This is a genomic window from Streptomyces sp. SID4985 (assembly GCF_009863025.1).
GTDB lineage: Bacteria > Actinomycetota > Actinomycetes > Streptomycetales > Streptomycetaceae > Streptomyces.
Window position 1 is genome coordinate 1 of the sequence record NZ_WWIR01000517.1, and the last position, 1,613, is coordinate 1,613.

Consider the following 1,613-nt stretch of genomic DNA (forward strand, 5'->3'; position numbering starts at 1 on the left):
CGTGTCGGTGTAGGGGCGCAGACGCCGTCCGGCGCCGGCCGCCAGCACGAGGCCGATCATGCGGTTTCTCCTTCGTCGTGAACGGCGGGCGCCCCTGCGGACACCCAGAAGCGGATGCTCTCCGCGAGCACCAGCAAGGCGATGACCACGGCGAGGACCGTGAGCGCGACGGTGAACGCGGAGGCGGTCAGCAGCGCGGCCAGAACGGCGACGAGCAGAACCCGTCCCTCCTGACCGCCGATGGCACGCACGAGCCACGCGGGCGGCGCGCCGGCGCCGCCGCGGATGCGGTACACCGTGTCGTAGTGATGGTAGGCGACCGCTGCCACCAGGCCGAATGCCGCCGGGAGGGCCCCGGGTACGTCGGCGCGGGCGGCGAGGGCGAGGACCGTGCCGTACTCGGCGGCGCGGAAGAAGGGCGGCACGAGCCAGTCGAGGGCGCCCTTGAGCGGGCGGGCGACGGCGAGGGCCGAGGCGATGACGTAGAGGACGGCGCCGACGACGGGGAGCGGGCTGCCGTAGCCGGGCAGCGCCGAGCAGACGACCACGGCGGCGGTGCCGAGGAGGGCGACGGCGGGGGCGCCGTAGCCGGGCAGGCCGCGCTTGAACAGGCGGCTCAGCCGCTCCGCGAGCGGGCCGGGGTCGGCCAGGTCCACCAGCGCCTGGGCCGCCCGGTCCGTGCGTCGCGCCTTGCGGGTCACCGAGCGCAGCACGCGGCCCGCCGTGGTGTACGTCGCGGCGAAGGCGCAGCCGATCAGGAGGACGTAGAAGGTGATGCGGGGCGTGGTCGCGGCGGTGAGGACGGCGATCATGGCCCAGCGTTCGCCGATGGGCAGGACGATCATGCGGCGGACCCAGACCGTCCAGCCGACGCTGTCCAGCTTGCCGGAGAGGGCGGCGGTGGGGCTGGTGTTGGCGGTGGCGTCGTGGTTGGCCTCGTTGAAGGAGAAGTCCACGACGTGGCGGCAGGTCTGGAGGATCATCGCGGCGAGCGCGAGGGCCCAGACGTCATCACCGCCGCGGGCCGCGCCGAGGGCGAGACCGGCGTAGTAGGCGTACTCCTTGGCGCGGTCGAAGGTGGCGTCGAGCCAGGCGCCGAGGGTGGAGTACTGGAGGGAGTAGCGGGCGAGCTGGCCGTCGGTGCAGTCCAGCACGAAGGAGGCGATCAGCAGGACACCTGCGGCGATGAACCCGGCGCGGGTGCCCGTCGCGGCCGAGGCCGCCGCTATGAGCGCGGTGATCAGCGAGGCGGTGGTGACCTGGTTCGGCGTGAGGCCCCGGCGGGCGCACCAGCGGGCGATGTAGCGCGAGTACGGGCTGATGCAGAAGGTGGTGAAGAAGCCGTCGCGGGACTTCACGGCGGACTTCAGGCGTACGGCCTCGTCGTCGACGGCGGCGACGGCCTGCCGGGCCTCGTTGCGGGCCTGGGGGTCGGCGGGGACGGTGGCGACGAGGCTGCCAAGGTCGGGGCGGTGGACCTCGCCGTAGTCGGCGTCCAGGGCGGTGACCAGGCGGTCGGGCAGGCTGTCCACGGCGACGGCGGTACCGCCGCCCGCCGCGGTCTCGCGGGTCAGGGCCCGGCCGAGCGCCTGACGGGCGGCGGGCTGCGCGGT

General features: G+C 74.4%; 1 protein-coding gene. It reads right to left on the reverse strand.

Annotated elements, in window-relative coordinates; all coding sequences use genetic code 11:
• Positions 1 to 56 precede the first annotated feature (56 nt).
• On the reverse strand, positions 57 to 1,613 hold a 1,557-nt coding region (locus GTW40_RS22495), incomplete at its 5' end, for a DUF5941 domain-containing protein (RefSeq protein ID WP_161181997.1).